Genomic DNA, 20,934 nt, shown 5'->3' on the forward strand with positions numbered 1-20,934 from the left:
GTCAACGAAAATAGGTGGGACTGCGCGCCGATCAAGGAGCAATACTGACCCGATTCAGGCAAACAGCTCGGCACCTTCCGGCGTGATCTTCACCGCGCGCGATCACGCAAACAGCAGCTCGGCCGCGCTGCTTTGTTTAGCTTTGTCATTGTCCTAATTTGGCTGCACCAAGCGACCGGCCATGCATTAAGACGTTCATGGCTGAGTCATTCGGCACCGAATACACGATTGTTGAAGTAACGGCGGACGACGCGATGACCCGCCCAAGCCAGCAACTTTGGGCCGCTGCCGCTAAACCGAGCCAAGCCCTTACTCTAGTTCTGACAGCGGTCCCAGAAGGTTGGACGGCGGAGGTTGCGACTGGACACGTGAGGCTCCAGCAATTGAAAGAGCTGCAAAACCTACACCTCAAGCCTGGCGAAGTGCACAAGCTGACGAGGTAGCCTCGGCTCATTGCCTTCACCGGGAAATGCGGCCTAGTTTATCGGGGAAGTGGCCGCGACGGGCGACACTAGTGGTGCCGGCGCGCCTGCCCCGTCTGCAATGTTCCGCAACCGGGCGAAGCACCGCGCCTTCCAAGGGGCTACGCGACGTCGTTTCAAACAGCTTCAACCACTCGAAGAGCGGCTGATGGATGAGGCGAAGCGCCTCCGCGATGAAGCTAAAAAGCTCCCACTTGGTCGTGAACGGGAGAAGAAGTTACGTAAAGCGCGCTACGACGAAACCGCCGCCCAATTAGCCGAGTGGCTAACATCTCCCGGGCTAAGATCGCCGGTCTAGGTAAATAGCTCGGCGCCTTCCGGCGTGATCTTCACATAGGTGCGTAAGCCAGGGCAATCCGCGCTCGATCGCGGCGGCTTTCCTCGCAAAGAAGGCACTTCATTGGTAATCCCCACGTTCCAAGGCTGGACATTGCCGTCAGCGGCGTATCATTAGCCTCAGCAGCTTCCCCCGATTCCCCCTGATGCTGGGGCTTTTTTGGGCGGCTGCACCAACTTCGGAACGGGCCTTTCGTGGCGAAGTTATGTAGATGCACACGGGAGCATCAGACCGTGTGAGCAGGCGCAAACGGCAGCTCGGTCCTACACTCGGCCGGGCTGCTCTATTTTGGTGATTCGATGCCCGTCATGTCAGTGGTCGGCCCGGGGACTCCGCTGACTCCTTGTTCTGGCCCGGCGCATTTGCGCAATTGCCCCTGTTGTTGCAGGCCTGCGCAGGCGGAGCAACCGTCGTCAGGGCGACGACAAGAGCGGCAACCATCTGACGTCTCCTTTCTGACTGATATTAAATTTGAAATAAAATAACATATAAAAAATTTTAAACATAATTAGTTAAATGCCAAACCTTCCTGACCATATCAAGTTCCGCTCCTTCCAAGGAGGGCGGCTCGTATGCGCATTTCAATACGCACTGCCAAAAAGCTTCGCGAGCAAGTGGCGTCAGATAGGGACATACTCGCACGGAAGATGTCGGATTTACGTTTGCTTCGAAAAATCGTAGCCGACGCTGAAATTGCCGCTAGTTCCCGCGGCAGCAGACTGCGGGCATCGCTAAGACGAACCGCGCGCCCGGCGAACGTGGCAGAGGCCACAAATGCGGTCTGATCGCTTCGGTGATTCTCACAAACCCAACCTCTGTCTTCGCAAAGAAGGCACTTCATTTTCCGAGCGGTCTCCTATTCCCTAGGGACTCCAGCAACCTACATGCTGCTGGAATGTTAACGGCTATCACCAACTATCGGTGATGAGAACGCCGGGCAGCGCTCTCGCCCACTGTACGGAGCAGCGCCATGTTTAAGCGGCGTCGTTTCAAACAGCTTCGACCGCTCACAGAACGCCTGATCGAAGAGGCGAAGTGGCTCCGCGAGGAGGCTAAGGTGCTGCCACCCGGCAGTGAGCGGAACAAGAAGTTACGGAAAGCGCGTGAGGACGAAGCCGCCGCCCATATCGCTGAGTGGCTAACATCTCCCGGCTAAGACCGCCGATCTGAGTGCAATTCGCGCTTGGCACTTAACGCATGTTGCAGCGGCTCTACCCCGCCCGTGATTGTCTATTGGCGGTAGCCTCTGCGGCGTCTGCGCCGCGCCTCCATGCCCACTTAGATGCGCGGGCGCGGCACTGTAGCGGTAGCCCTTGTCAGCCCCAGCCCGTGCGCCTTAACGCGCGCCAATATTGCCTCCAACGAACCACAAGAGGTGCGCTTGGGGTGCACGGCTCGGGCTGCGAGTCGGAGATTTCTAGACAAACAGCTCGGCACCTTCCGGCGTGATCTTCACGTAGGTGCCGCTCTCGTGCATCCAGAGCCACCCGCGCTCGATCGCGAGCTTTAGGCCCGCCCCGTATTCCGCCGGCTTGGCCTTGTCCTGAAAGAGCATCGGGTAGTTGATCTTCTCGATGTGGATGCGGCCGTCCTGCACGGGCTCGACGGCGTGCGCGATCTCCATCAAGCGGCGCGCCGCGGCTTCTGGATCGGCGTAGGTCCTATCTTCGACGAATTTCATGCTGCGAGTTTATCTTCCTTGTCGGGGCCGCGCATGACGATCTTTAGGGCGTCGTCCGGCAGCGGCCGCTGGAGCGCCTTGGCCTCATCCCATGGCGCGCGTAGCCAGACGTCGCGCTCCTCGTCCGTCGTGAGGATGACCGGCATGGCCTTGTCATGGATCGGTTCGACGACCGCGTTCGCCTCGGTGGTCAGGAAGCCATAGACGAGGTGAGGGCCGGGGACAGGCTTCGACTTGGTGCCGCGGTCGCCCTTGAACTCCGTCCAGATGCCAGCAAAGGCGGTAAGCGGCCGATCGTCGTTCAGCGCGAACCAGACCACGTCCTTTTTCTTCGTCTCCGGGTTAGGCTCGGGCGCGTATTCAGCAAAGCTGTTGAAGGGTACGAGGCAGCGGTTTTCTGGCTTGAGCCAGGCGCGCCAGTATTTTGAAGCGGTATTGCGGATATTCGTTACTGGTCCTCCGGGCTTTTGCGGTGGCGGCGGCATGCCCCATCGCATCATGACCATCTCGCGACCGTCAGAGGCGTCGCGGATGACGGGCGCCGGATAGTCTGGAAATACGCCTGGCATCGGCGGCAAATTACCCACGTAGCGGTTGAGGACGCGGAAGAGGGCGCGGATCGCTTCTTGGTTGGTCGTGATCGAGTAGAGATTACAGATGGCGCACCTATACCGTTTATTTTGCGGGTCGATTGTGTCTTGCCAGCCAAAGCAGGAATGCGGCCAGCGCCAAGCCTGGCAAGCCAAACCAGAGCCATATTACGAAAGCTACGTCGTAGTCGACGGGTTCTCGTGCGCTCAATGCGATCCAAAGCGCTAAGGCCGTCGGGAAAAGGCAAAAAACAGCCGTCAGACTAAACGCGTTTGATCTCATGCTGACATCAGTCTGCGGTGCCTCTGATCATGTGCTCGGAATAAACGTGCGCCTCAGTACCAGCAATGTCGATTGTGGCACCGCAGAAACAACGTGAAACTCCGGATGTCGTCTGCGTCGGTAGCTTCATCCCCGCTTCCCACATTGCGTGTTTCCAGGCGGTGAAGACCTGTGACTGTTGCCATGCCTGGAAATCGGCCTCGGTGCGGTTCGCCAGCAGCGCCTCCCAAGCGGCTTCAAAATCGGCGCGGGCGGCCTCGAAGGTCTCGGCGGTGCCGGTCTGGTGCTCGCCTGGTTTGGTCCCGGGATAGAAGCCGCAGCTCCACTCCCACGGGGGCTCGGATCCCGGGGCGCCATTGCGCCTCGCAATGGTGCCGACGCACACGTCGCCGTAGTGAACGCGCCAGCATTCCTCCGGCCGCGTTGGATCGCGCCGGCGCGTCAACTCGAGCATTAGTCCTCTCCGGGATAGCGCCGTTGCCGCGGCGCCACTTGATGCAGCTCCGTCGGTGGCCGCCTTCCCGCCTTGGCGCACTTCACACAGCGCAGCCTGCTTGCAAGATCATGGATGAACGTGGTGGCGGCGTGGGACAGGGTGGCGAGATCGACGCTGCGCGGCGTCTTGCAGCGGGAGCACCTGATCTCGAGCCAGGCGTAGCCGCCATTGATGGCCTGATCGATCGTGGGCGACGGATCGATCGGGCCGCCATCAGCCCACATCCGCTCGTTCCAGCTCTGGCAGGCGAGGCCGTCCGCCTCCCGGATCAGCGCCTCACCGGCGGCGCGCTTTTCGGCGGCGCGCTCCGCGAGAATCTTGGTCATCGCCCGCGCTTTCGTCAGCTCCTTTGCGAGCGCTTTCCGGTCGCCGCCGGATAGTGGGGTAGGGTGATGTTTCGGGGCCATGGTAAGGGATAATAAGCCTGTGAACAGGACGTGAACATGGCGGGCTTTTAGCGCATCCGACAAAACGTCCAACACGCTTCACCGCCGGTTTTTAGTCCTTGATTTTTCGACTATCTCTCCAATTACTTAGATGCCTCTCACGTCGCAAATGTGAGACGTTCCGTAAGACACGCCTCGCCCCAAATATATGACTGCGCCTTCCATCGGACCGTTGGCCGCCGTCTTATTCGGCTCTAAACTGAAAATCGGTCAAGCTGTAACCAAGTTCACCAGCGAATCAGATAAGCCAAGGCACTGGCAGCCTTCAAATAGGAGCGGGATCATGACCAAATTGCTAAGCCGAGTTGACTCCGCTGCAACCAAAGGTGCAAGAAGGCAAGCGGCGCAATCCCACGCTTCTATGCTCTTGACCTATTCCTCCAAAGAAACGTCCAACACGACAGTTCGAGCGAAAAGCGGACATAGCGGTGAAAAACGGAAAATCTCGAGCCAGACTAAGCAATCCCGCGATAAATAAAGGAACAGTCCTCCCACCACTTTACGGACCGGGAGATGTTGGTCGCGTTGCGTCCGTGGCGAGCGCAAATGATCTCCCTCCAGAGCAGTATCGCAGTCAGTTCAGGCGCGACTATGCGCGCTTGATCCACTCCCCCGCGTTCAGGCGTTTGCAGGGCAAAGCACAACTCTTCCCCTGTCAGGAGAACGATTTCTTCCGTAATCGAATGTCACACTCGCTGGAGGTGGCGCAGATTGCGAAGTCTATCGCGATTAAGCTCAACGATCAGCATCCGTATTTTCGGTCCAACAACATCAACACCGATCTCGTCGAATTTGCTGGACTAGCGCACGATATTGGTCATCCACCCTTCGGTCATAATGGCGAGGAGGAGTTGGATCGGCAGGTAATCGAACACGGCGGGTTCGAGGGAAACGCCCAAACGCTGCGCATACTTGCGCGCCTAGAGAAAAAACAAACGTCGCAATATCCGCACAGCGACAGTGTGCCTACCCCTGTCGCAGACGGTGGCGATTGCAGACTGGGATTGAATCTGACGTATCGATCACTGGCTGCGATCCTTAAGTATGACCGTCAAATCCCAACGAATGAAGATGCGCGCAAACGGAACGGGAGCGAAAAAAAGCCGGTAAAGGGCTATTACGCGGCCGAGAACGCGCTAGTAGCGAAGATACGGACCCACGTAGCAGGTTTGGACGTTACGGAGGGCATGAAAACAATCGAGTGTGCGATCATGGATATTGCAGATGATATTGCATACTCGACCTACGACCTTGAGGACGCATTCAAAGGAGGCTTCTTAACGCCATTATCGATCATCTCAATGCCAGATGCCGCTAAACAGGCAATTGTGGCCAAGGTAAAAAAGCGGATTGATGAAAATTACTCCGACTTGCCAGGCCACGAGCGCGAGTTCAGCTTGACCGAGTACAACGCCACACTGCGTAGCATCTTCTCCGGTGTGCTGAATATCGAACTCCCACAGTTTAACGGCAATGGTGAGGTTGATGTAGTTGACCGCAACGCTGCGATTATTTCGCTTACGGCGGATATCTCAAACAACTTGTGCAACAACGGATATTATAGGACCGAGTTTACATCTGAACTGGTCGGCAGGTTCGTGCGTGCCGTCGATGTCTGGCACTTGGACGAGGCTAGGCCGATGCTGTCTAAAGTGCGCCTATCCATCGACGCATTCATCGCCGTCGAAGTCTTGAAGACCGTTGCGTTCAACGCCGTTATCATGTCGTCTCGATTAAAATCTGCGGAGAATCGGGGCCAATCGGTCATCGAACAGATTTTTCAGGAACTGAAGGAGGATGACGGCTACCTTTTGATGCCAGAGGATTGGCGTGCGCTGATCGAAGCGAAGCCTGGTGATACGGAATGGAAGCGGCGAGCGATTTGCGACTACATTGCAGGCATGACAGACGCGTACTGCATCGAGTTCTATGAGAGGATTTTGGGGCGGTCCGCACCTTCGATCCAGAAACCGCACTGAAGATGGGCTCACCCGACAATGGTGTTGGATCGCCAAGCGCAGGTCCGCTGCTTACTCTCGCTACGTCCCCGTACGGTTGTACCCATGGCGTTGGGGCGGCTCATTTCTTATGGTGCTCAGCAACCCGGGAACAAAAATCGTGTTCGAACAGACCTTTAAAAACATTGACGACGTGTTGTGGAAAGAGGCTGGCTGCGCCACCGAGCTTGACTACACCGAGCAAACGTCGTGGATATTGTTTCTCAAATACCTTGACGACCTTGAGAGAGCCAATGAGCAAAAGGCCGAACTTCAGGGCAAGAAATACACTTACATCATTGACAAGCCGCACCGTTGGTCAGCATGGGCTGCGCCCAAGAAGCGCGACGGGACTTTCGACCACGACAAGGCACTGACTGGCGACGACCTCATCGACTACGTCAATCGCGAATTGTTTCCATATCTGCAAAGCTTCAGGACGCGTGCCGAAGGTTCGAACACTGTCGAATACAAAATTGGCGAAATTTTTGGTGAGATAAAGAACCGCTTTCGAAGCGGCTATTCGCTGCGCGACGCGCTCGAATTGATGGATGGTCTGAGCTTCCGCTCCCAGGACCAGAAGCACGAGCTGTCGCATATCTACGAAGCCAAGCTCAGAAACATGGGCAATGCGGGCAGGAACGGCGGCGAGTACTACACGCCGCGCCCGCTCATCCGCGCAATGATAAAGGTGGTCAGGCCGGAAATCGGGCAGCGTATCTATGACGGCGCGTGCGGCTCAGCTGGCTTCCTGTGCGAGGCTTACGATTACTTGCGTGCCAAACAGGACCTGTCGACCAGGGATCTGAAGACGCTTCAAGAAAGGACATTCTTCGGCAAGGAAAAGAAGAGCCTCGCGTACGTGATCGCGATCATGAACATGATCCTGCACGGTATCGAGGCGCCAAATGTTCTGCACACAAACACGCTTGCCGAAAATATCAACGACATTCAGGAGAAGGACCGTTTCGACATCGTGTTCGCCAATCCACCGTTCGGGGGTAAGGAGCGCCCGGAGGTTCAGCAAAATTTCCCGATCAAGACCGGCGAAACCGCGTTCCTGTTTCTTCAGCACTTCATCAAGTCATTAAGGGCCGGTGGTCGGGCGGCCATCGTGATCAAGAACACCTTCCTGTCGAATACCGACAACGCTTCGGTGGCTCTTCGCAAGGAGCTGCTGGAAGGCTGCAATCTGCACACCGTTCTCGACATGCCGGCCGGCACGTTTCAGGGCGCCGGAGTGAAGACGGTTGTGTTGTTCTTCGAGAAGGGCGCGCCCACACGCAAGGTCTGGTTTTACAAGCTTGATCCCGGCCGCAACCTTGGCAAGACCAATCCGCTCAACGACGACGACTTGAAGGATTTTGTCGCGTTGCAGGCGAAGTTCAAGGACAGCGAGAATTCCTGGACGGTCGATGTGAAGAGCGTCGACAAGGTGACCTGTGACCTCTCAGTGAAGAACCCGAACAAGGCCGACGAAACGGAATTGCGCGATCCGAAGGATATCATCGCCGAGATGGCGGTACTGGATGCAGAGAGCGCGGAAATCCTCGCAGGTATCGGGAGGATGCTGTGAGGGATGAATGGAAATCGAAACCTCTGGGGGAAGTAACAATCTTCCTAAATGGCTTGTGGAAAGGTGAAAAGCCTCCGTTTATCACCGTAGGCGTCATTCGAAATACGAACTTTGCCAAGGATGGCTCCATCGACGATTCAGACATTGCTTGGTTGGATGTCGAGGCAAAGAAATTCGAAAAGCGGAAACTCAAATTGGGCGACATCATCTTAGAGAAATCAGGTGGTGGCCCAAAGCAGCCAGTAGGGAGAGTTGCTCTCTTTGAAAAAGAAGAGGGTGATTACTCGTTCAGCAATTTTACCTCTGCGATTCGAGTGAACGACCCGCGGGAGTTGGATTTTCGGTTTCTGCATAAATTTCTCTTTTGGAAATACACTTCTGGCGTCACCGAATCGATGCAAAGCCATTCGACCGGCATCAGAAATCTGAATGCGGAGGCATACAAGGACATTGCGGTGCCGCTTCCCCCACTCCCCGAACAACAACGCATCGTCGCCATTCTGGACGAGGCCTTTGCGGGTTTAGTGACCGCGACCGCCAACGCTGAGAAAAATCTCAAGAACGCCCGCGAGTTGTTCGAGAGCTATCTGAGTTTCATCCTTACCCAGACTGGAGCTACGTGGGAGAAAAGGAAGCTTTCAGAAGTGGCGCGAGAGTTTGGTCGGGGTAAATCGAAGCATCGCCCGCGTAACGATCCTAAGCTTTACGGCGGGCCTTATCCATTCGTGCAAACGGGTGACATCAGCAACGCCGATCACTGGCTTACCGACTATACTCAAACCTATAGCGCTTTCGGAGTAGCGCAAAGCCGCTTGTGGCCTAAAGGGACAGTATGCATTGCCATCGTGGGAGCAACTGTCGGCGAAACGGCGATCCTAAATTTTGAAGCTTGTTTCCCAGATAGCGTGATTGGGATCGTGGTTGATGAAAAGATCGCGGATGCCGAGTATGTGGAGTACCTTCTTCAATCCTTTAAGGCTTTCTTAAAAGAAAAAGGCAAGGGCACTGCTCGCGACAATATTAATCTAGGGACGTTTGAAAACCAGTTATTTCCGTTTCCAGCTCTCAAAGAGCAGCGGCTGATTGTGGATCGCTTGAATCAGATGGCATCGCGGAAACGAGACCTCGAAGAGTTCTACACCAAGAGGCTGACAGCAATTTCGGAGCTTAGGCAATCCATCCTGCAAAAAGCGTTCTCCGGTGAACTGACCTCACCGCTATCCCGCGCGACCAAACAGGCCGCCGAGTGAACGAGGCGGAGACCCGCGCTGAACTGATCGACCCTGCGCTGCGGTCGGTGGGATGGGGCGTCGTCGGCGATAGTCGAATGCGTCTTGAAGTGATCTGTCCTGGCCGCATAGAAGGCGCCGGGCGGCGGGGCAAGAGTGACGTTGCCGACTACGTTCTCACCTTTCGCAATCACAAACTGGCGGTGATTGAGGCCAAGGCGCGTGACAAGTCCGATACTGAAGGTGTGGGGCAAGCCAAGGAGTATGCCCAAAAGTTGCAGGCGCGCTTCGCCTACTCCACAAATGGGCGACGCATCTACCAGATCGACATGCAGACCGGTGCGGAGGGGTATATCGACAGATATCCAACGCCGGACGAACTGTGGGCCAAGTCCTTTGCCGCGCCAAATGAATGGCGAGACCGATTTACCTCCATCCCATTTCCCGACAAGAGTGGAAGTTGGTCGATCCGCTACTACCAGCAAAACGCAGTAGAAAACGCCCTGGAGGCAATGGCCACGGGCCGCAAGCGCATACTTCTGACGCTCGCCACCGGCACTGGCAAGACATCGATCGCGTTTCAAATCTCGTGGCGACTATTTCAAACGCGCTGGAACCTCAGTGGTGAACCAACTCGGCGGCCTCGCATACTGTTTCTTGCCGACCGGAACAATTTGGCCAATCAAGCCTACCTCGATTTTACATCTTTCGCGGCGTTCGAAGATAAGGCGATGATCCGAATTAGACCGGACGAGATTGCGAAGAAAGGTAGCGTGCCAAAGAATGCAAGCATCTTCTTCACGATCTTCCAAACATTCATGAGCGGGACCGGACCTGACGGCCAGCCTGCGCCGTATTTTGGTGAGTATCCGAAGGACTTTTTTGACTTCATCATCATCGATGAGTGCCATCGCGGCGGCGCAAACGACGAAAGTAATTGGCGCGACATTCTCAACTATTTCCAACCGGCTGTTCAGCTCGGCCTCACCGCCACACCGAAGCGCCGCGACAACGTTGACACCTATGCCTATTTTGGCGAGCCAGTTTACACCTATTCGTTGAGAGAGGGCATCAACGACGGATTTCTAACACCGTTCAAGGTGAAGCAGATCGCCACTACCCTGGACGACTACGTTTACACGCCTGATGACAAGATCATCGAAGGTGAGGCTGAGGAGGGAAAGCGCTACCGGGAGCCCGAGTTCAACCGCACCATCGAGATCGAAGAGCGCGAGCGCTATCGCGTTAAGCTATTCATGGACCAGATCGACCAGCGCGAGAAGACGTTGGTGTTCTGCGCGACGCAGGCACATGCGCTCCTGGTGCGCGACATGATCAACCAGTTGAAGAAAAGTAGTGACCCAAATTACTGCGTGCGGGTCGCGGCCCACGATGGTGAACGTGGCGAGCAATGGTTGCGCACGTTTCAGGACAACGACAAGACGATCCCGACAATTCTTACGAGTTCGCAAAAGCTCTCAACTGGAGTAGATGCCCGCAACGTGCGCAACATCGTTCTGATGCGCCCGATCGGCACCATGATAGAGTTCAAGCAAATCATCGGGCGCGGCACGCGGCTATTCGACGGGAAGGACTACTTCACAATCTATGATTTTGTGAAAGCCTATGAGCATTTCAACGATCCCGAATGGGATGGCGAACCGGTTGAGCCAACGGAAGCGAAGCCAAAGAAGCCGGCAGAGCCCGGTGCTGATACGAGTGAAGGTGAGGGAGACGATCCGACAGAGCGACCAAAGAAAATCAAAATAAAACTAGCGGATGGCAAAGAGCGAACCATCCAAAATATGATAGCAACCAGCTACTGGAGCCCCGACGGAAAACCTATCTCGGCTAACCAAATGGTTGAAAGGCTGTTTGGTGAACTCCCACGCTTCTTCAAGGATGAGGACGAGCTGCGGCGAATTTGGAGTAAGCCAGATACGCGGAGGGCATTGCTCGATGGAATGACTGAGAAGGGCTTCGGCAGGGAACAGCTAATTGAAATCAGCCGCGTGATCAACGCAGAGAACAGCGATGTATACGACGTGCTTGCCTATGTCGCTTTTGCGCTCGCTCCGATTGCGCGTTCTGAGCGCGTAGAAGCGAGGCGCGCCGAAATCTTCTCTCATTATGAAAGCAAGCTTCAAGCGTTTCTCGATTTCGTCCTCGGACAATACGTGAAACAGGGCGTAGGAGAACTAGATCAGGAAAAGCTCGCGTCGTTGCTCCAGTTGAAGTACCACACTGTAGACGATGCACTGGTGCAATTGGGTAGTGCCGCAGTGATACGCGATGCCTTCGTCGGGTTTCAGCAATACCTTTATGCTGATCGAAAGTAGATGGAAAAGCTGCCGGACTTGCGACAGGCCGGGGATGGACGGCCAAAGAAGGCGTTAAGTCTGCGGGTTAGCTCACCGGCCGCCCAATTTCCACCCTGTTAGCCCCCAGGCAGGGGCGGGTCGTCTCAGCGGGCCCGTGAGGACCAACTACTAAGCAAGGTTTCGTCGGTTGACCAACGGATGCGCCTTGGAATATGTCGGCTTTCGCCAACTGCGGACGTGCCGTCCCACACGTCCGGGGCCGAGCGTCTGGTGGTGGCTTCAAACCGGACATCGGCAATCCAGTAGCGCTTGCGCCGGCTCAGGCGGGCTTGTTCATTCTCAAGGTTGCCGGCGCGCGTCGGAGCAGCGCAGATTCTACATTCTCGAATGCGTTGACGCTGACGACGGCGTAGAGGCAGCCGTCGATTCGGCTGGTGACCACCGGCACCACGCCACACGCGGTGCACACGTGAAACTCGGCAGTCTTGGTGCCGAACGCGTATTTTGATACTCGTGTGCGATCCTTGACGCTCACCTGAGCGATCCGGTCGTGAGGGCTACACTTTATCACATCGTTGAATGAGTATTGGCGGCAACTCCTGCCAATCACTCAACGGGAATTTACTGGTTCGCCCGTGCGGCGGCGGTGGCCATGTATTTCGAATAGAAATCAGCAACCCGGTCGCGCCACATTCCGACGAACGCCCCCGATGTCAGCTTATCGACCGATTTCCACGCGCGTTTGACGGCCGGAAGGGTATTCCGCCAGATCGCGCGTTTGCACCATTTTTCGCCTTTCTCCATGCCTTCGCTGGTGGCACACATGGATCTCCAAGCGATGCGATCAGGTTGGCTGATGTGCTCGGCGGCGCCTTCCCAACCTTGTTGATGGATTAAGTAAAGATCGCTCAAGGTCGGCTTCTTGTGCGTCACCCACTCGAACAGAATGCCTTCCGTAATGACCTTGTAGGCCGCCGCAACGGCGTTGTCGCGGGGATCACGAATCTGCCCGGAGCCGAATTTGTTGAACTCGTATTCGCTCAGTTGGAACAGGCCGATATACGACCCAGTGCGTTGCTTGGGGTCGAAACCGGACTCGATCTTGGCAACCGCTTTCATGAAATTGAAATCCAGACCGAAAGCCTCGGAAGCGCGCTTGATCTCCTCGACCGGCGTTCCGACCGGAGTGTCCTTGAGCGAATTTAAGACGACAGCCGCCGGCTTCTCAGCAGGCGGCAGTTCGGACCAGACGTAATAGATGAGATACCGGAAATCCTGCGTCACCGGGTTGGGGGCATCGTCGGGCGCATCGCGCGTTGTCGGCATCGGTTGGGGGGCAGCATGGTGGCCCAAGGCCATCCATTTTGCCTCGAAAGAATCATCGCCGATTTCTGCTATCAACGACTCTTCGGAAACCGTCCCAGGCACCGAGCCAAGCTCTGCTCCTGGCGCTGTTCCAGGTCCGGCAGATGCCTCCACGGTGGCGGAGAGCGCAGGCGCACCGGGTGTCTCGGCGCTCACAGCCGCTTCCGGCATTGCGTCCGGCACGGTCACGCCTGGCGTATGTCCGCCGACCTCGTGGATTATCCCCGTGAATGTTATGGCACCCACGATGCAGGCGGCCTGCAAGGCTTTCATTGCCCCAACTCCGCGGCACGGTCCCCGAAGAACGCTACACGCATGGTCCCCGTAGGAGTCCGTTTTTAGTGGAATGTCCCAAGCGAGGCGACGGACAAGATTGGGAGGGGTCACATTTACTGGAGCTGTTGCCTAAATGCGACATTCTTCTCGCCGCTCGCGACTGCCCGCGACGCGCGAAAGGATTGCCCCAAGAAGCGTTGGCTGATGCATGTGGGCTTCATAGGACCTATGTGGGCTCTGTCGAACGGGGGGAGCGAAACGTTACATTGAGCACGCTCGAAGTGTTCGCAGCTGCTCTTAGGGTCTCGGTGATCGACTTGTTGACCAAGGGCACCAATGAGTCTCGCCAGTCGCGATGATGCGCGTCATCATGTGAACGCGACCGACTAGCAATCCGCCAGGCACGGGATCGTAAACTCAAACCCTAGCGTCAAGCTCGTTCGAATCAGAAGGTATCGTCTTGAGCGACATTTCAGAGCTAGTCTTGCGTGCGGCCGAAAGCCTTGTGACAGCTTCCATTGAGGAGTTTGCCGCCAGCGTTCGAGCAGCGCTGCAACAATTCGTTAGCTCGGACTTCGCGGTTCGCGCGGCTGCCGTGGTTGACGATAGAGGAAGGACGACACCGAACTATCCGGTGGTGATTTATCGGAAGGCCGCCGAGCACGCTGTCGAACACGCGCAACCGTTACCTGCCGATCGCGTCGCCGTAGTAATCGAGATTTGCGAAGATCTGAATGAGGAGCGTCTGCGTGAGGCCTATTCACGAATAGCGCAAGTGAAGCAGCTCTCCAAAACTCCCGTCCCGAAAGGCGAGAGGCGAAGCAACATTACTTTGGGACTCGTTTTGGCGGCGAACTCTTTGGTCTCGCTCGACCAACTTGCCGATCAACTCTACAAGCTTGATTGCGCGACACCGCACAAGGAATGGCTTGACATGATTGTTGTCGCGTCCACCGGCGTCATCAATTATGCAATGCAGTTTCCAGGCGAAAATCTCGCGGGTGACTTTTTGCCGCCGGCGGAAGGCGCCTTTGCGTCGCCAGCTCCGCCGGCATTTTATGTCGTCATCGTAATGCGTCCAACCGGTCCAGTTTCATTCAGCAAGATGGTTGCCTTTATTGTCGCCCACCTGGGCTTGTTTGCGCCGGACGTTGCGGGGAAGCAAGTTAACTGGAGCGCAATGTTGGACGGCCAGCCGACTGGCGCGATCACTACGTTGGGTTTTCAACCCAGCGTGCAGGGGCAGCTCGTTCCCGCGCCGCCTGAGAGCTACAACGGAAGGTTTATACCAAACAAGCCGGTTCAAATCGAAGGTTCAAACGGCGAGGTGCTTGGTGCAATCCAGTTTATGAAGTGGCATACTGGCGGCGTTATCTTGTTGGCTGGCAAGCTGCCGCTCGACGGGCTGTTGGTTTTTCTTCCAGACGTTAGACCTGAATACGCAAGGGTCATAAAGCGCCCATCGCATCAAATTTCCCCGGTTCTCCCGATCTCAAACCTGGAATTTGATCAATTTCTTTCGAATATTCAGCAACGTTCGAACCTTCGAGTTCGGAAAGAGATAGGCAGCATCGTCAAGGAAAAGTTCTTGGATGAGGGAGCGAGCAGTCCTTTCATCGCGCGATGTACTCTTGGATTGCTGCGCATCCGAGAGAACGTATTGACCGATCCTGCACGACGAGACGATTTCGACAAGAGGTTCGAGAGCGCTTTTTCCTCGCTACTGACTGCCAGAGCAGCAAGCAAGAGCCTTGTAGAGATTTGGAAACGTCATAACGAGCGGGTTGCCTCAGGAGAAGTCGCTCAGATTGAGGGGCGCGACATTCGCATTCTTGAGAACATCAATAAGCAGCTTAGCGAAGGCTTCGAGTCATTCTTGAATGCATCAACGCGTGTGATCAAGACTGGCGTTCAAGGCCTCTGCACCTTTATGGGGCTAGACATCGGCTTTCTGTTCAAGAAGGAAGCTACATTTGAGACCGGTGCAGAGCGATTGCATCTCGTTGATGCGCCGCTCGCGAACTACCTCGTTGAGGCCAGAAAGTGGACACAGCGCCTAATACTTCTACGAAATAATCTAGAGCACGAAATCTGGCAGTTTCCTAAGGTGCAGTACTCGATCAAGGGGGCAGAGGTGTGCGCAGCCGAACCGAAAATTGAAGGCGATCGCGTAACTGTGCTGGTGGACTTTTTGCTCGACCGCACGCTGTGCTTTTTTGAAGAGATGATCGCTCACGTTCTCCAGCGTAAGTTTCCCGAAGGAAGCACGATCACGGAGATAGGCCGCGACCTGCGCGTGGCTGAGGCGCCTGAGCGTTTCAGAATCACTCTCGCGCAAGGCGGCGAACCACCATGGCAGATTAGCTATCACGCCAATCGGTTCGATGACACGTAAGTGCGCCGACAATTTGCCAGGCAATATGCTTATTGCAGCTAGTCTTTTTGAGTCCAAAAGGAAAAAAGTTACCGGACTCAAAGGAAGAGTCAAAAGCGGGGTTCCAAATTGAGGAAGTCCTTGCGCCAAAGTCGCTTTCCACGCGGTCCGATTGCTCCCGCCACAGTCGATGCCGCACGTCAGTGCATTATGTACCCGAAGGGCTCAGAAATCGATTCGGCGCCACGGCCTGGGGGTGTCAGGCGAGCTTCATCCGGCCGGCCGGCGTCAGCGAGACGGCGCGGTACATCATGCCGTGGCCTTTTGGCGGTGGCGTTGTCGGTCTTGCTTGCGGGATCGTGCACCTGTGCCAGACCTCTGGCGATCAGGCTGTCCAGTGTCGAACCGTAGCATTCGCTGTACCGAAAGAATTCTTCCTCGCCGAGCCATGCGAGCAGGCTCACTTGCTGCGGCGTCAACTCGTTGGTCATCGCATCGCTCTTACGGCTATGGCCGTCTCCCGACTGGCGAAGTCGAGCGACCCGTCACGTTGCCGCGGGAATTATAGAAGGTGGTGGTGCCTCCGGCGGTCGACGACGTTCCCAGGCTGCGGCCCTGGGCGTCGCGGAAGCGGACATTGCCGGCGCTGTCGAGCGTCGCGGTGCCGAGGCTCTTGCCGTCCGGCCCGTAGATCCGGGTCTGCTCGCCGGCCTGGGCGGGCAGGGTGAGCAGGGCGAGGATGGCTGCGGCGGTGATACGTGCTGCGATCATTGGGACTGTTTGGCGTGGCGACGCTCGATCTGCCGATTGCCGTGCAGCATGTAGAGCCAGCTGCCGATGGCGAGCGTGGCGGGCGCACCGAAGTAAACCCAGATTTCCAGCCAGCTCATTTGTCCAGCTCCTTCAGGTGCCGCAGCGCGGCCTGATGCAAGATCAGGGCAGCGGCGAGATAGACCACAGTTGCCAAGAACGAACCCAGCCGTCGGCACCGGTTCCACCATTATATAGGACGTTGGCCATCGGGGCCAACAATGTAGGCGACAAAGCCTGCACCTACGATCCAAAGAACCGAGATCAAAACCCCAGCGCGAAACAGTCCTCTACCGACATTCATTAGAAAATCCCGCTTGGCTCTAAGTATCGAGCATGTCCCAGTCATCGCCGAGCACCCATCTGAGTGCCGATAGCTTGCCGTTGATCATGCCCCACTCAAAATCATCCCAAGGACCCAATTCACCGGGGCCGTATTTCGCTTCCATCTTTCTCGCTGCACGTTCAGCGCCTTCCCAAACGTAGCGATGTATCCGCAGTCCAAAGGGGTCTTTGCCACGTTCCTCGTTGTTCTCGATCAACGCCGCTTGCCCGCACTCCAGTTTTGCGTTCCAGACCTGATGCCGGTTGTACCAAACCTGATCGAGCAGTTTGCTGCTCGCTTCCGTTATCTCGACAAGCCGCCGTGGCGGAAACTCCATCGTGTGCTCGACCATGATGTCCTGCAATTCGATAGGGCGATAAGCGTTGAGAGCATTTCCCAGTTTGGTGAAATATCGCGATCTGCTCTTGGGGAAGAACTTGGCGATGTCCGGGTGCGGCTCCTGTTCGTTGACGCCAATGTTGCTGAAGTCCTTGATGTTGTGACTCACGAAGGCATAGTGGCCAGCGGCGCGCCTTTGAATCTCTCCGTAGGCTTCGATCAGCGTTGCGTCGCCCATACTGTTGCGCTGTCGATGAAATGGAGCTTTGTTCTGCAGCGCGCGCTCAGCCGCTCCGAGCTTCATTGAAGGCGTGATTTCCACTATCTCGGCTGCGCCAAAGATTAGCCTCTCAATTCGTTCAACGGCCTTCGTCGCGGCATCACGATAGTTGACGGACTTGTGATCGATCTCAGTGAGCTGCCGGATGGCAACTTGCTTTTCACCATCGTTGCCATAGCGGGCCAGCATTTCCTTTGCCCGTCGCAAAGTACCTGCAATACTTCGTCCGCTTTCCTCGATCACACGCTCCCTGTTTCGGCCTAGCTCATCCACGACTATCTTTGGAACGACGAGGCTGACGAAATTCATGCGCACCAGGTCCTCCAGTGCGCTCAGCAGCGGCTCTTGGCTATAGTCCTTCGCAAGGTCCAGCCAAACGCAGGTGTCTACCACGAGAAAAACGGGCTTGCGCTGTCGTGCCATGTGTCCTCAGCTTCGGGCGATTCTCGCCCATCGTTGACAAAATGAATTACCTCAAGTTGAGGTGGCATCGCCACGCGCTTTTGGGCCGGCGCTGGCTCCGGGGCTGGAAATGCGGGGAAAACACGTGGGGACCGGGGCAAGTGAGCGACAATAGTCCTGAAATAGATGCGTCATCCGAAAAGCTGACCAGCAGTTTCTTGGAGGGGTTGTACGGCGATCCGCTGCGATCCGAGACCATGCGCACCGGCCGCCAACTCATCATCGCTTCGGCAGTGTGTGCAGCGGTCGTGCTATTCAATGTGCGTCTTCAATCCACCAGCTTAATTCCGCTCGATTTTGGAAACCGGATCGACGTTCTCCCGATGCTTCTGGCGCTGGCGGTCATGTTGCTGCTGCTGAGTTTCGTCTTGCGTGCGGCTACCGATCTACTGCGGGAACGTGAGACAGCGAAATTGGTTGTCGAATACATAGAGGGAGAGCGCGTCAAGGCCGCCGAAAGAGCCGCTCAAGAAACAGAAGAAAGCATCGCACAAAGTGAACGCGAGTACCGCGAGGGTCGCCCGGACTCGGATCCGGACCCATGGTGGGAGCCATACATTGCGGTGAAAGAAGCCGCAGATGCGGCGGTACTGAAGGCAGAAAAACGACTGGGAATTAGGCGGCTGCCTCGGCACCTGAGGCAAGCGCTCAAAACCCTAGAAGTCAGTGTGCCCATCGTCTTCGCTGCTCTCGCGATCGTCTTGTCGAGAGCGTCGGTGTATACGTTCGGCGCCGCCTTGGTCTCTGCTTTCGCGCCCTAGCCGTTCGCGGCCAGTCCCGCCCATGCGACCGTCCGCGCGGCCGAAAAAATGTGACACCCGCTGGCGGAATCCAGCGATATTCAGCGACACGTTTGCGCCGGATGTGACAGTGCTGGCCAGCGAAACGGCAGTGTCACATCGATGCGAATGTGACACTTTTCGAGGCGTTCTGTTGAGTTTACAGACCCCCAATCCCTCATGTTCTCTCTCGCCCCCGCATAGCTTCACGTCGGTGAAGCTCGTCAATGCCGATGCCCATTGCCGCGACGTTTCTTTCTAAACGCTGGATGCGTCGGTCTAACAACTGGGTGTGCAGCGCGTCGCGCAGGGCCAGTCTCCGGACGCAGTTCTGGAGCATCCAGCACCCGATGAATAACCCCCCAGCCACCCACCAGAGGTTTGGCAGTTCGAGCACATAGGCGACCGTGCCAGCCCCGACGACCGCGACGATCTCCCACCATTTGGGTTGGAATATATCGTCGTTATCAATCAGGCTCGCATCGACCTCTGGAATGTCGTCCATATCGGCTCCCCTACCTTTGCAAATCGTCGCAGAAGGTCTTTAACGGCCCTAGACCCTCCCCGCCATCGCCGCGCGGGTGTTCCGCGCCCGATCAGCCATGCGGGTGTATCTTTCCACTTCTTTCATCGTCACGTGGCCGCTCACCGACATGATCTCATGGATGGTGCGGCCCTGTTCCGCGAGATCGGTCAGGCACCGCTTGCGAAGTCCGTGCGGCGTGCAGCGTGCGGGCAGGCCCGCCTTGGCAATCTCCGCGCCGAACCAATCGGTAAAGCCCTGATTGCCGAATGCGCCGCCGCGAGCGCCGACCAGCCACGTCTTGATGCCGGTGGGCTGCGTAGCCTTGATGATCGCGAGCAGCTCCGCCGGCACCGGCGTATCGACCGTGACCGGCTTGCGCCCGCTGTTCTTATGCTGCGTGTATTTCAGGAACGTGGCTGGGCGTCCGTCCTCAAGGCGGCCGGCATAAGTGTTCGGCAGCCCGACGCGGATCACGTCGGAGCGGCGGAAGGCCAAACCCCACAACAAGGCAGGCGGTCGAGCCCCGGTCCAGCGCATTGGCGCGGGGCTTGATGCGCTCTTTTTCGCCGTCGGTCATGGGTGGGTCTCAGTGTGTCAGGAAGGCGAGAAGGGGATTTAACCGAGCCAACTTGTCAACGTCGGGCGGATGAGAACAAGCCGTGATCGCGGTCCCGGATTGGTCCCGGAAACCCCTGTAAAAGGGGGGTAGCAAACGATAAAAGACGGCACCAAATCGCTTGAAAATACAGTATTTTTCCCCGACAACAAAAACCCGCCGTATTCGGCGTGTTAACCGATGATCCTGCGAGCGGCATGTAGCCAATAATTGATTAGTATGTTCAAAGCCCGATTCGTTCCTTGAAGCCGCGCGAGATGCTCCGAACCGTTGCCCTGACTGGCTTTGCGGCCCTGATCGCCGCCTCAACCCTCCCGCTTGCGCAGCCTGCGCGCGCGCAGATCGGTACTATTTTCTCCGATCCCGCCCCGCGCCCGCCGGGCGCGATTCCGCGTGGCGGCCAGCAGCCGGCTCCCGACGATGAAGAGGAAGTGCCGGAATTGCCGCGCGGCCGATTGTTGCCGACACCGAACCGGCCGCCGCCGGGGCAGGGGGTGCCGCCACCGGGCAGCTTCCAGTCGCAGCCTCTGGCGCCGCCGCCGGGCACCCAGGGGCCTCCTCCGAATGCGCCGCCCGCGGTCGCCGTGCAGCCGCCATCGCCCGGGGCGCCTCCTAATGTCGCCAATGCGCCGCCCGGTGCCAACCCGTTGCCGGGACTGCCGCCCGGACAGCGCCAGCCCAAGAGCGTGCCGCAGACGCCGGCAACGCTGCAGCCCGGCGACGAGGTGGTGAGCGAGCCGCCGTCGACCAAGATCGCGAACAAGAAGGCGACCTTCTCCGGGCTCGACAAGATCACCGGGCGCATCATCAATTTCGAGGAGGATATCGGCGAGACCGTGCAGTTCGGTGCGCTGCGTGTGAAGACGGACGCCTGCTACACGCGGCCCTCGACGGAAGCCGCCAACACCGATGCCTTTGTCGAGGTCGACGAGATCACGCTGCAGGGCGAGGTGAAGCGGATTTTTTCGGGCTGGATGTTCGCTGCAAGTCCGGGCCTGCACGGTGTCGAGCATCCGATCTATGATATCTGGCTGACCGACTGCAAAGGGCCGGAGCAGACCATCGTCAACGCGGCGCCCGATCTGCCGAAACAGCCGGCCCCACCGCCGGCGGCGCAGAAGCGGCCGCCCGCGCAAAAGCAGGCGACCCCGCGTCCGCCGCCGCAGCAGCAGCCGCAATACCAGCAGCCGCCGGCGCAGCCCCAACCGCCGCCCCCTCCACCGCAGCAGCGGCCCGGCGGGCTCTTCAGCATATTCGGGAACTGAGTGGAGATGGCTTAGCCCGGATGGAGCGAAGCGCAATCCCGGGTTCGCGCCATTTGAGAGATGTCCCGAGTTGCGTTGC

21 protein-coding genes are annotated in these 20,934 nt (G+C 57.2%); 9 read left to right on the forward strand and 12 right to left on the reverse strand.

Annotated elements, in window-relative coordinates:
• The first annotated feature begins 630 nt into the window (after window positions 1-630).
• Window positions 631-780: a hypothetical protein gene (locus YY7_RS64755; protein ID WP_349642659.1), complete on the forward strand. Its 150-nt coding sequence runs from the start codon at window positions 631-633 to the stop codon at window positions 778-780.
• A gap of 1,456 nt (window positions 781-2,236) precedes the next feature.
• Here YY7_RS64755 and YY7_RS0116165 read toward each other — a convergent pair.
• The 4 genes from YY7_RS0116165 to YY7_RS0116180 form a co-directional block, all read right to left on the reverse strand.
• Window positions 2,237-2,500 carry a hypothetical protein gene (locus YY7_RS0116165; RefSeq protein ID WP_028164157.1) on the reverse strand — a complete coding sequence of 88 codons (264 nt, stop codon included), beginning with the start codon at window positions 2,498-2,500 and terminating at the stop codon, window positions 2,237-2,239.
• Entirely contained in the window at window positions 2,497-3,159 is a 663-nt protein-coding gene (locus YY7_RS0116170; protein ID WP_028164158.1) for an SOS response-associated peptidase, read from the reverse strand. Before YY7_RS0116170 ends, YY7_RS0116165 begins: the two co-directional genes overlap by 4 nt.
• Window positions 3,160-3,380: 221 nt before the next feature.
• Entirely contained in the window at window positions 3,381-3,827 is a 447-nt protein-coding gene (locus YY7_RS0116175) for a hypothetical protein (protein WP_028164159.1), read from the reverse strand.
• Window positions 3,827-4,276: a hypothetical protein gene (locus YY7_RS0116180; RefSeq protein WP_028164160.1), complete on the reverse strand. Its 450-nt coding sequence runs from the start codon at window positions 4,274-4,276 to the stop codon at window positions 3,827-3,829. The genes YY7_RS0116175 and YY7_RS0116180 overlap by 1 nt, the downstream gene beginning before the upstream one ends.
• A gap of 467 nt (window positions 4,277-4,743) precedes the next feature.
• On the opposite strand from YY7_RS0116180, the gene dgt reads away from it, so the two are divergent.
• The 4 genes from dgt to hsdR all read left to right on the forward strand — a co-directional run bounded on the left by dgt (window position 4,744) and on the right by hsdR (window position 11,456).
• Complete coding sequence (gene dgt / locus YY7_RS51795; RefSeq protein ID WP_210164697.1) at window positions 4,744-6,294, forward strand: dGTP triphosphohydrolase; 1,551 nt, start codon at window positions 4,744-4,746, stop codon at window positions 6,292-6,294.
• 139 nt (window positions 6,295-6,433) lie between these two features.
• On the forward strand, window positions 6,434-7,888 hold the full coding sequence (locus YY7_RS0116190; RefSeq protein ID WP_028164161.1) for an N-6 DNA methylase: 1,455 nt from the start codon (window positions 6,434-6,436) through the stop codon (window positions 7,886-7,888).
• Window positions 7,885-9,138 (forward strand): restriction endonuclease subunit S, encoded by a 1,254-nt coding sequence (locus YY7_RS51800; protein WP_051396738.1) that lies wholly within the window; start codon window positions 7,885-7,887, stop codon window positions 9,136-9,138. Before YY7_RS0116190 ends, YY7_RS51800 begins: the two co-directional genes overlap by 4 nt.
• On the forward strand, window positions 9,135-11,456 hold the full coding sequence (gene hsdR, locus YY7_RS0116200; protein WP_028164162.1) for an EcoAI/FtnUII family type I restriction enzme subunit R: 2,322 nt from the start codon (window positions 9,135-9,137) through the stop codon (window positions 11,454-11,456). The genes YY7_RS51800 and hsdR overlap by 4 nt, the downstream gene beginning before the upstream one ends.
• A 301-nt stretch (window positions 11,457-11,757) precedes the next feature.
• Here the strand turns inward: hsdR and YY7_RS51805 are convergent, their stop codons facing one another.
• Both YY7_RS51805 and YY7_RS0116210 read right to left on the reverse strand, forming a co-directional pair.
• Window positions 11,758-11,973, reverse strand: coding sequence for a hypothetical protein (locus YY7_RS51805; RefSeq protein WP_051396739.1), 216 nt, complete (start codon window positions 11,971-11,973; stop codon window positions 11,758-11,760).
• A gap of 86 nt (window positions 11,974-12,059) precedes the next feature.
• Complete coding sequence (locus YY7_RS0116210) at window positions 12,060-13,076, reverse strand: transglycosylase (RefSeq protein ID WP_028164163.1); 1,017 nt, start codon at window positions 13,074-13,076, stop codon at window positions 12,060-12,062.
• Between YY7_RS0116210 and YY7_RS58100 the strand changes: the two genes are divergently transcribed.
• Entirely contained in the window at window positions 13,034-13,438 is a 405-nt protein-coding gene (locus tag YY7_RS58100) for a helix-turn-helix domain-containing protein (protein WP_080663715.1), read from the forward strand. The genes YY7_RS0116210 and YY7_RS58100 overlap by 43 nt on opposite strands.
• A gap of 101 nt (window positions 13,439-13,539) precedes the next feature.
• On the forward strand, window positions 13,540-15,474 hold the full coding sequence (locus YY7_RS51810) for a DUF6602 domain-containing protein (protein ID WP_051396740.1): 1,935 nt from the start codon (window positions 13,540-13,542) through the stop codon (window positions 15,472-15,474).
• Window positions 15,475-15,653: 179 nt separating this feature from the next.
• On the opposite strand, the gene YY7_RS0116220 is transcribed toward YY7_RS51810, so the two are convergent.
• From YY7_RS0116220 to YY7_RS0116240, 4 genes are all read right to left on the reverse strand, one after another.
• Complete coding sequence (locus tag YY7_RS0116220) at window positions 15,654-15,944, reverse strand: hypothetical protein (protein WP_028164164.1); 291 nt, start codon at window positions 15,942-15,944, stop codon at window positions 15,654-15,656.
• A gap of 16 nt (window positions 15,945-15,960) precedes the next feature.
• Window positions 15,961-16,224 (reverse strand): hypothetical protein, encoded by a 264-nt coding sequence (locus YY7_RS0116225; protein WP_028164165.1) that lies wholly within the window; start codon window positions 16,222-16,224, stop codon window positions 15,961-15,963.
• On the reverse strand, window positions 16,221-16,343 hold the full coding sequence (locus YY7_RS64405) for a hypothetical protein (RefSeq protein ID WP_283807005.1): 123 nt from the start codon (window positions 16,341-16,343) through the stop codon (window positions 16,221-16,223). Before YY7_RS64405 ends, YY7_RS0116225 begins: the two co-directional genes overlap by 4 nt.
• Before the next feature lie 243 nt (window positions 16,344-16,586).
• A complete protein-coding gene (locus tag YY7_RS0116240; RefSeq protein WP_028164166.1) occupies window positions 16,587-17,630 on the reverse strand; it encodes a PIN domain-containing protein in 1,044 nt (347 codons plus the stop codon).
• Window positions 17,631-17,770: 140 nt separating this feature from the next.
• On the opposite strand from YY7_RS0116240, the gene YY7_RS0116245 reads away from it, so the two are divergent.
• On the forward strand, window positions 17,771-18,430 hold the full coding sequence (locus tag YY7_RS0116245; RefSeq protein WP_155255209.1) for a hypothetical protein: 660 nt from the start codon (window positions 17,771-17,773) through the stop codon (window positions 18,428-18,430).
• Window positions 18,431-18,626: 196 nt separating this feature from the next.
• On the opposite strand, the gene YY7_RS0116250 is transcribed toward YY7_RS0116245, so the two are convergent.
• Window positions 18,627-18,953, reverse strand: a complete 327-nt coding sequence (locus YY7_RS0116250) for a hypothetical protein (protein ID WP_028164168.1) — start codon at window positions 18,951-18,953, stop codon at window positions 18,627-18,629.
• A 48-nt stretch (window positions 18,954-19,001) separates the two neighbouring features.
• Window positions 19,002-19,469 (reverse strand): site-specific integrase, encoded by a 468-nt coding sequence (locus YY7_RS51815; protein ID WP_051396741.1) that lies wholly within the window; start codon window positions 19,467-19,469, stop codon window positions 19,002-19,004.
• 378 nt (window positions 19,470-19,847) lie between these two features.
• Here YY7_RS51815 and YY7_RS0116260 point away from each other — a divergent pair, with 378 nt between their 5' ends.
• Window positions 19,848-20,855 (forward strand): DUF2155 domain-containing protein, encoded by a 1,008-nt coding sequence (locus YY7_RS0116260; protein WP_035690302.1) that lies wholly within the window; start codon window positions 19,848-19,850, stop codon window positions 20,853-20,855.
• Window positions 20,856-20,934: the final 79 nt, after the last annotated feature.

The sequence above is a fragment of the Bradyrhizobium elkanii WSM2783 genome, assembly GCF_000472865.1.
In the GTDB taxonomy this organism is placed as follows: Bacteria; Pseudomonadota; Alphaproteobacteria; order Rhizobiales; family Xanthobacteraceae; genus Bradyrhizobium; species Bradyrhizobium elkanii_A.